We start from the raw sequence: 8,104 nt of genomic DNA, 5'->3' as shown, positions 1-8,104 counted from the left end.
ACGATAAGTGACAAAACTGTTCGCGATGTCCTCGCACACCTGTTCGCGATGTCTCCGGTCCAAACACCCCCTTGCGGGGGAGATGCCCGGCAGGGCAGAGGGGGGTGTGAAGGATCGCGGCGAAACAGTTTTTGGTTCACCGCCGAAATGCCTAGTTCGCAGACCCCAGCGCCTTGTCCAACGCCGCCTTCACATCGGCCGGCCATGTCGCCACATCAGGCCACGCCTGCGGCTTGCCATTGTCGCCGCGGCGCGCAAAATAGAGCCTGTGCTGGGCCGGGTCGACCGCCATGAAGCCGTCATTGCCGCCGCAGTCATGCGGCACGCAGCCGCTGGCGTAGAAGGCGCCCGAAGCGGTCTTTTCCGTGCCGCCGCCGACCAGCAGGCTGGTCGCCATATCGGGCATGTCCTTGCCCAGCAGCTTTTCGGCTTCCTTGTAGACAGCCTCGTTGTGGAAGGCGTCGATGATGTTCTGGTACTTTTCCGGATCGATGTCTTTCCAGTCCGTGCCGGGTTCCGGCATGTAGGTCAGGTTGCCCGAAATCGTCAGCCCATCGGTCGGCGACCATTGCAAAGCCGGTTTCTCATCCCCCGGCAACAAATACGGCACGAAATAGATGGCATTGTCGGACACCGCCGAGGGCGGGGCGCCGCACTGGTCCTGCTCGACCATTGTGCTCTGGATCGTGCCACCTTCCGGTTTCCAGACGATCACCGTCGCCGGCCCGCATTGGTTGCCGCCGTCGCCGACATCGAACAGCGCCACCTTGACGCCGCCGACTTCCACGATTCTGTCAAAGAAGACGTCATAGTTCGTGGCCAGCTGCTGGCCGTCATAGGCAAGCACCTTCTCGCCATACTGTTCCTTCTGGGTGATGGTCAGCGTGCCGCCTTCGAAAGGGACGGGCGCCTGCTTGTCGTCATCGGCAGCGTCGGCGGCGTTCGTCCCCTGATCGGCGGACGGCTGGTCCGTCGCCGGGGCCGGCTGGGTGGCGGGTGCCTGTGTCTGCGCAAACGCGCTCACGGTTTGCCCCAGCAACAAGGCCAGCCCGCAAACGCCGGCAAGAAGCAAACGTGTCATGACTGTCCCTCCACTCAGTCGCAACGAACCCGGCGCAACGAAGGCCTGAAAAGCGGCCGGGCCTCCGCCTGGAGTGTGTACCGCTCAGGCCCAGGGGCGCTGTTCGGCGTTTCGCTTCTCGAACGAGGCGATGGCGCCGGCCTTCTCCATGGTCAGGCCGATGTCGTCGAGCCCGTTGAGCAGGCAGTGCCGCTTGAAGTCGTCGAGGTCGAAGGTCACGACACCGCCGTCGGGACCACGGATTTCCTTGGCTTCGAGGTCGACCGACACGGTGGCATTGGAGCCGCGCGAGGCGTCGTCCATCAGCTTCTCGAGATCCTCGGGGCTGACGGTGATCGGCAGGATGCCGTTCTTGAAGCAGTTGTTGTAGAAAATGTCGGCGAACGAGGTCGAGATGACGCAGCGAATGCCGAAGTCGAGCAGCGCCCATGGTGCGTGCTCGCGGCTGGAACCGCAGCCGAAATTATCGCCGGCGACCAGGATCTGCGCCTTGCGGTAGGCCGGCTTGTTGAGCACGAAATCCGGGTTTTCCGAGCCGTCGTCCTTGTAGCGCATTTCGGCGAACAGGCCTGTGCCGAGTCCGGTGCGCTTGATCGTCTTGAGGTAATCCTTCGGAATGATCATGTCGGTGTCGACATTGACGATCGGCATCGGAGCGGCGACGCCGGTGAGCTTGGTGAACTTTTCCATGGCTTTTGCCCGTGTTTTCGTTGCGGGGGGATTGCTGAGGCACGGTTTACACAAAGCCGGCGGCAAATAAAAGGCAACTGTTCGTGCACGGTGGCACAAGCCAGCCCGATGGTGCAGTCTGGCGGACATGGCAGAAAACGCACACGTCCTCTATAACAGCGAACCCGCGCTCGACATCGCCGAATTCCGGCGCGTGCTGGTCGAATCCGGCCTCGGCGAGACACGACCGGTCGATGATGAAGCACGGCTGCGGGCGATGCTGTCGGGCGCCAACCTGGTGCTGACCGCGCGCCTCGACGTCGAGGGCAAGCCGCTGATCGGCGTTATCAGGGCGATCACCGACTTCTCCTGGGTCTGCTACATCTCCGAACTCGCCGTTTCCCGATCGGCGCAGGGGCTCGGCATAGGCAAGGGCCTGATGGACGAGGCGCGGCGGCAGCTTGGATCATCGGTCGCCATCAGCCTGATCTCCATGCCCGACGCCGTCGGCTTCTACGAACGTATCGGCATGAAGCGCATGGCCGACGCCTTCTGGTTCGACCGCAAGGGCTGACGTGCGGTCACCTGACTTGCAACGGCTAGCGGGACAGCACCCCCCTCTGTCCTGCCGGACATCTCCCCCGCAAGGGGGGAGATTGAGCGCTCAACCGCTTTCGCCAATTCCTGCGTCGCAGGAAAGAGCAAGGCGCTGAAGCTGCCGATCTCCCTTCTTGCGGGGGAGATGGCCGGCAGGCCAGAGGGGGGAACTCGATAGAACGGCGGTCTGCGCTGATCGCTCAAATCACATTCAATTCCCGGAACGCCCTTCCCTCCGCCACCCGCCCATACCCGAACGCCGAGCAGTCCACCGTGCGGTAGCCACCATGCACGATCAGTTCGGCCAGCGCCTTGCCGACCGCCGGCGCCTGCTGCAGGCCGTGGCCGGAGAATCCGTTGGCGAAGATGAAATTGCCGACTTCGGGATGCGGACCGATCACCGCGTTCTGGTCGAGCGTGTTGTAGTCGTAGTGGCCGGCCCAGGCGCGGGTCGGCTTGATTGCCTCGAAGGCGGGAATGCGGGTCGCCAGCACCGGCCAGATCACCTCTTCGAACAGCGGCCAGTTTACCTCGAAGTCGCCGGGATCGGGTGCGCGGTCGCCTTCCTCCGGTTCGGCGCCGCCGGTGAGATAGACCGAGCCTTCCGGACGGACATAGATGCCGGAGGGATCGACCAGCAGCGGCATATCGGCATATTTCTCGCGCGCCTCGAAGACGAAGACATTGCGCTTGCGCGGCTCGACCGGGAGTTCAAGCCCGGCCATGGCAGCCACCTTGCCGGCGTTCGGGCCGGCGGCGTTGACGACGATGCCGGCCTTCAGCGTCTCGCCATTGCCGAGGCTCACTCCCGTGACGCGGTTGCCATCGCGCGCGATGCTGGTGACATCGGCGGCGATGAAATCGACTTTCTTCTGCCGCAGCGCCTTTCGGAACAGCGTCAGCATCGCATGCGCGTCGAACCAGCCTTCGCCGGTGCGGCCATAGGCGCCGGCTGAAATGCCCTCGGTCGACAGCCACGGGAACCGGCGCGTAAGCTGGTCGGCATCCTCGAGCACGATGTCGGCGCCCTCCGCGATCTGCGCCTCGTGATTGCTCTTGAGGATCGGCAAGCCGTCCTCGCCGGCAAGGATGAGGTAGCCGCCCTCGCGAAAGCCGATATCGGCATCATCCCCGAACTCTTCCTTCAGCCGCCGGAACAGTTTTAGCGTGAACTGCGACAGGCGGATGTTTTCCGGGATCGAGAATTGCTGGCGGATCGAAGCCATGGACAGCGTCGTTGCCGCATGCGCGAATTGCGGATCACGCTCGACCAGCGCGATCGTGCCGGAAAACCCTTGCTCACGCAGGTAATAGGCGACCGAGGAGCCGACGATGGCTCCACCGATGATGACGATGTCGTAGCGCATTTTTTCTCCGATCCGGCCGATGGTGTCCGTCACGCCACCGGCACAATGATCTCGAAGCGCGTGCCGCGTTCGCTGTCAACCAGCGCGATCATACCATCATGCGCTTTCAGGAGGGCCAGCACGATGCCGAGCCCCATGCCGGTGCCGCCCTGTTCGCGCCGCGTGGTGAAGAACGGCTCGAAAATGCGCGCCCGATTGCTCGGCGAAATGCCGGCGCCGTCGTCGCTGACTAGGATGCTCGCCTTGCCGTCGGCGCTCGTAGCGGAGACAGAAACCGCCGTCGCGCCGTGCCTGGCCGAATTGTCGATGAGATTGGCCAGCACGATAGCCGCGTTCTCGGCCGATATGCGCAATCTGATGTCGCCGCCGGCTCCGACGCAAACCGCCAGCCTGTTGTCGACGGGCAGCAGCGCCAGCGCCGCACCGATCGATGTGCTTTCGCCGCTCGGCGCCAGGTTTTCGGCACGCGCTAGGTCGAGCAGACGGCGAACCAGCAGATTGAGCCGCCCGGCGTCGGTGACGATATTGTCGGAAAAGCGCCGCCGCTCCGTATCGTCCATCGCGCCACCGGAATCGCGCAGCAGTTCGGCCGCGCCCTGGATCGCTGTCAGCGGCGATTTGAGCTCGTGCGAGACATGGGTGGCGAAAGTCTGGATGCTGTCCGACCGCGCCTGAAGCTTCTCGGCCATGTCGAGGAAGGCTGCGGACAGCTCCGCCATCTCTCGCGTGCCGTGATGGTCGAGCGGCCGGATCGCCGCGCGGTCGCCGGCGGCTATGCGCTCGGTTCGGTCGATCAGCGCATAGATCGGCCGGCTGACGGTACGCAGGAAAACCATGCCGATGAGCAGCGTGCCGCCGATTATAGCAATCGCCGCCAACGTCACCTTGCCGCGTTCGCCATAGAGATGCTTGATGATGTTGTTGGGCGTCCGCGACACATAGACGACGCCGGCGACCTTGCCGTCGACGGCGACCGGCAGGGCGACGAAGACACGCACCTTGGTGCCGCGGCTGACCGAATAGAGCGGTGGCGTCGGCTGGTCGGGAATGCGCAGCCTGAGCGCGCTGGCATAGTGACCGGCAAGCGCTGTGCGCACCTCCTCGGCCGCACCGAGCGACTGGCCGACCTCGCCACGACCGGCGATGACGACGCCCCGGGGATCGAGCAGCCGGAAGCCGGCCAGCGTGGTTTTCTGCGTGGCGTCGAGAATACCGGACAGACGGGTACCGATCGCGGCAAAGGTGGGATCGACGATCGCAGGCATCGCCGCCGGCCGGGTCGGCAGCACATAATCCGAGGCAAGATCGAGTTGCGGCTCGATTGGCCTGTAGAGCGGGTCCGGATTGACGCTTCGGCTTGAATCCCCGCTTGGCCTCGGCATCGGCGCGCCGAGCTTGTCCGCCGCAATACCGGCGTCACGCACATCCTGCGCATAGATGGCGGCGATGGCCGCCCCTTGCGCGATCAGCTCCGCTTCGGTCTGGCGGATCAGCTGGTTCTCGTAGAGACGGAAGAAGAACAAGCCGACCAATGGCAGGGCCATCACCATGATCAGGATGGCGACGACGACCGTGGCAAGCCGTGGCCGCCATTTGCGGCCGATCCATTTGCCGGAAGTCGTCAGCCGCATCGGCCGAGCCGGAAGCCGACGCCATGCACCGTCTCGATAACATCCAGGCAACCCACTGCTGCCAGCTTGGCGCGGATGTTGCGGATATGGCTGTCGACGGTGCGGCCGGCGACATGGATGTTTGCGGCATAGGCGCTGGCCATCACTGCGTCGCGGTCGAGCACATGCGCGGGCCGCGTCAGAAACCCTTTTAAAATCGAGAATTCGATCCCCGTCAGGGCAAGCGCCTTGCCATCGAAGCTGGCAGCGTGACTGGCCGGCGCCAGAGCCAGTTTGCCATGCGAAAACTGCCTGTCGTCGACCGGTTCGGGCGCCGCCGGGCGGGCGCGCCGCAGGATGACGTTGACGCGGGCGACCAGCTCGCGCGGGCTGAATGGTTTCGTTACATAGTCGTCGCCGCCCATTTCGAGCCCGAGGATGCGGTCGATCTCCTCGTCGCGCGCGGACAGGAACAGCACCGGCACATCGGATGTGTGCCGCAGTCGCCGGCAGACCTCCAGCCCGTCCATCTCCGGCATGCCGATGTCGAGCACGACAAGATCCGGCGCCCGGCGGCCGATCGCTTGCAGGGCGGCGGCACCGTCGGCCACCCCTGTCGTTTTCATGCCGGCCTTTTCCAGCGCAAAGCAGATCACCTCGCGGATGTGCGGGTCATCGTCGGCGACGAGGATGTGATGCGGCATGGATCAGCGGCCCGGCATGGAAAGTTCGATTGCGGAGGGAATCACGAACGGCCCCTTGGTGTCGAGATATCGAAGCAGCCGCCAGTCGCGAAAGCTCCAGGCCCGCCAGTTCTGCTGGATAGTTCGATACCAGATTTCATCGCTGCCGCGCACGCCAGCCAGTTCGCGGACAGTGCCGGCGGCCGCCGTCTTGCCCTGCTGCTCGAGGAACCGATCGAGTGCGGGAAACGCGCCCGGACCGAGCGAGTGAAGATACCAGGCGTCTAGGGGAATGCCCTGGCCGGTCATTTCGAGGGAATGGTCGACATTGTAGTTGGCGATCGTCGCTGCAAAATTGATGAAACAGCCGGCATAAAGCGCCAGAGATAACGTCAGAAGATTGGCGGACAGCAGCCATTCGTTGGATTTTCCCAGTGCGATGCGGGCGATGATCAGGGCAAGCCCCGATGCGACCAGCCCCATCCAGACGAAGGCGGCGACGCGCCAGTAGGTCAATGCATAGATGCCGACATAGAGGTCGAGCCGCAGGATCGACGAAATGACCAGCATGATGTTCTGCGCCACCCAGGCATAGACCAGGCGGCGGATGAGCGGATCGGCCGATGTCTCGCTGCCTGGCCGCAGCGCCGCCAGCACGAAGCCGGCGGCAAGCAGCGCAGTGACGATCAAGGGATAGGCGCCACGATGCGCGTAGGCCGCGTAGCTCAGCCCGTCCGGAAGGGCCGCCCCGCCCCACAGATAGGTGGCGTCGAGCGCCGTCTGCAGCGCAAACAGGACGTTGAAGACGATCAGGGCGCGCAGGATGGCGGCCTTGCCGAACAGGATGTCTTCGATGGTGGTGACGGTTTTGTCGGCTTGAGCGCTGACGGCCGGCGCCGCGTGCGGGATGCGACGAACCAGGCGCGGCAGGCGCGGCCGCAGAAAAGCCCAGACAGCAGCTAGCACGAACAGCCAGAAGGCAATCCGCGCCAGTTGGATAAGATCGAGCAGCCTCACCAGGTCGATCAGCGACAGCCAGTAGTCGATCACCGGATTGGCGGCGCCGAACAGCGCCAGGAAGACCGCACCCAGCGTCAGCGGCATCACCCAGACGGCGATCGCCGCCAGCCGGATGCGCCGTCGGCCGAACCGGCGCGCCGTCTTGCGCCAGCGGATGAAATCGTTGGCGAAGCGGAACGGCGCCGCCAGCCCGAACAGCGCGATCTGGCCGGCAATACGCGCGATGCTGTGCCGCAGCCGCCCGCTCAGCGAAAGCGCGAAGACGACCAGGGCCGCCAGCGCGATCGAGACCGACAAGGCACTGATGTTCTCGGCGAGCGGCAGCAGCGCGACAAGCAGGGCGGCGGGCTTGAGCCAGACCCTGCCGTCGCTGAAGGCTGCGGGATGCACGGCGACCACCGCGGCGGCAATCAGGGTGGCAAACAGGAAAACCGTGATGCCGGCGGGTTGGCCATAAAAGAGAGAATCCGCAAGTGCTGCCAGCAGGATGGCGACACCGAAGCGGCTGCAATAGCCTGGCGCGGCGGTGAAGAAGGATATCATGACCTGGCCTTCCTGATGGCGTCCGGCCGGATTGCCGGCGGGGTTCTGCGGACAAAGGGAATGAGGATCGCCGTGGCGTTCGCGCGCGGCGGATCGGCTAGCCACCAGCCTTCGCTGCGCAGCCGGTGAGGCAGGAACCAATAGGGTTTTGCTCGCTTTTGCATGCCGCCTGTTTGTCAGGCCGACGGGGAAAGGGTGGGGCGGATGCGAGGAGGTTTTCCGCAAGGCTGTGCAGTTTTCGTGCAGGACCTGCGCCTGAGTGGGCTGTCCGCCGTCCTTTCCGGGCGTTGGCGCTGCCCCCGCCAGGCTCCTTCCTCTCCCTCCGGAGGGGGGAGAGGTGGCTCGGCGAAGCCGAGACGGAGTGGGGGAACCACCTGGCGACCGCCGTGAACGGACACTAGGAAGAGCACTAGACGCAAGCATCGCCTCGCCTTGCGCCCAAGGGTCGACCCCCACTCCGTCGAGCTCCGCTCGACACCTTGTATCTACACGAGAGAGATTTCGTGGGATTAGAGCGATTGAGCCAAGGTCCGG

General features: G+C 64.5%; 7 protein-coding genes. 1 reads left to right on the top strand and 6 read right to left on the bottom strand.

Annotated features, from left to right (window positions below):
* Positions 1 to 151: 151 nt before the first annotated feature.
* Both NKJ04_RS33265 and leuD read right to left on the bottom strand, forming a co-directional pair.
* Positions 152 to 1,081 carry an Ivy family c-type lysozyme inhibitor gene (locus NKJ04_RS33265; protein ID WP_023810901.1) on the bottom strand — a complete coding sequence of 310 codons (930 nt, stop codon included), beginning with the start codon at positions 1,079 to 1,081 and terminating at the stop codon, positions 152 to 154.
* 84 nt (positions 1,082 to 1,165) lie between these two features.
* On the bottom strand, positions 1,166 to 1,771 hold the full coding sequence (leuD, locus tag NKJ04_RS33260) for a 3-isopropylmalate dehydratase small subunit (protein WP_023810900.1): 606 nt from the start codon (positions 1,769 to 1,771) through the stop codon (positions 1,166 to 1,168).
* Between the two features lie 127 nt (positions 1,772 to 1,898).
* Here leuD and NKJ04_RS33255 point away from each other — a divergent pair, with 127 nt between their 5' ends.
* Positions 1,899 to 2,324, top strand: coding sequence for a GNAT family N-acetyltransferase (locus NKJ04_RS33255; protein WP_352680061.1), 426 nt, complete (start codon positions 1,899 to 1,901; stop codon positions 2,322 to 2,324).
* Positions 2,325 to 2,547: 223 nt separating this feature from the next.
* On the opposite strand, the gene NKJ04_RS33250 is transcribed toward NKJ04_RS33255, so the two are convergent.
* The 4 genes from NKJ04_RS33250 to NKJ04_RS33235 are packed head-to-tail and all read right to left on the bottom strand — an operon-like array spanning position 2,548 to position 7,570.
* On the bottom strand, positions 2,548 to 3,714 hold the full coding sequence (locus tag NKJ04_RS33250) for an NAD(P)/FAD-dependent oxidoreductase (RefSeq protein WP_352555963.1): 1,167 nt from the start codon (positions 3,712 to 3,714) through the stop codon (positions 2,548 to 2,550).
* A 29-nt stretch (positions 3,715 to 3,743) separates the two neighbouring features.
* Positions 3,744 to 5,345, bottom strand: a complete 1,602-nt coding sequence (locus NKJ04_RS33245; protein ID WP_352680059.1) for an ATP-binding protein — start codon at positions 5,343 to 5,345, stop codon at positions 3,744 to 3,746.
* Positions 5,336 to 6,028: a response regulator transcription factor gene (locus NKJ04_RS33240; RefSeq protein WP_128304302.1), complete on the bottom strand. Its 693-nt coding sequence runs from the start codon at positions 6,026 to 6,028 to the stop codon at positions 5,336 to 5,338. The genes NKJ04_RS33245 and NKJ04_RS33240 overlap by 10 nt, the downstream gene beginning before the upstream one ends.
* 3 nt (positions 6,029 to 6,031) lie before the next feature.
* On the bottom strand, positions 6,032 to 7,570 hold the full coding sequence (locus NKJ04_RS33235) for a DUF4153 domain-containing protein (RefSeq protein WP_352680057.1): 1,539 nt from the start codon (positions 7,568 to 7,570) through the stop codon (positions 6,032 to 6,034).
* Positions 7,571 to 8,104: the final 534 nt, after the last annotated feature.

The sequence above is a fragment of the Mesorhizobium sp. M0618 genome (assembly GCF_040320765.1).
Taxonomy (GTDB): Bacteria; Pseudomonadota; Alphaproteobacteria; order Rhizobiales; family Rhizobiaceae; genus Mesorhizobium.
The sequence above is the reverse complement of the archived record's forward strand: the minus strand, read 5'-3'. Positions and strand labels throughout refer to the sequence as shown.

Bases quoted from the DNA above. Each gene is read 5' to 3' on its own strand.
- NKJ04_RS33265 (WP_023810901.1), bottom strand. From the start codon at position 1,081: ATGACACGTTTGCTTCTTGCCGGCGTTTGCGGGCTGGCCTTGTTGCTG.
- leuD (WP_023810900.1), bottom strand. From the start codon at position 1,771: ATGGAAAAGTTCACCAAGCTCACCGGCGTCGCCGCTCCGATGCCGATC.
- NKJ04_RS33255 (WP_352680061.1), top strand. From the start codon at position 1,899: ATGGCAGAAAACGCACACGTCCTCTATAACAGCGAACCCGCGCTCGAC.
- NKJ04_RS33250 (WP_352555963.1), bottom strand. From the start codon at position 3,714: ATGCGCTACGACATCGTCATCATCGGTGGAGCCATCGTCGGCTCCTCG.
- NKJ04_RS33245 (WP_352680059.1), bottom strand. From the start codon at position 5,345: ATGCGGCTGACGACTTCCGGCAAATGGATCGGCCGCAAATGGCGGCCA.
- NKJ04_RS33240 (WP_128304302.1), bottom strand. From the start codon at position 6,028: ATGCCGCATCACATCCTCGTCGCCGACGATGACCCGCACATCCGCGAG.
- NKJ04_RS33235 (WP_352680057.1), bottom strand. From the start codon at position 7,570: ATGATATCCTTCTTCACCGCCGCGCCAGGCTATTGCAGCCGCTTCGGT.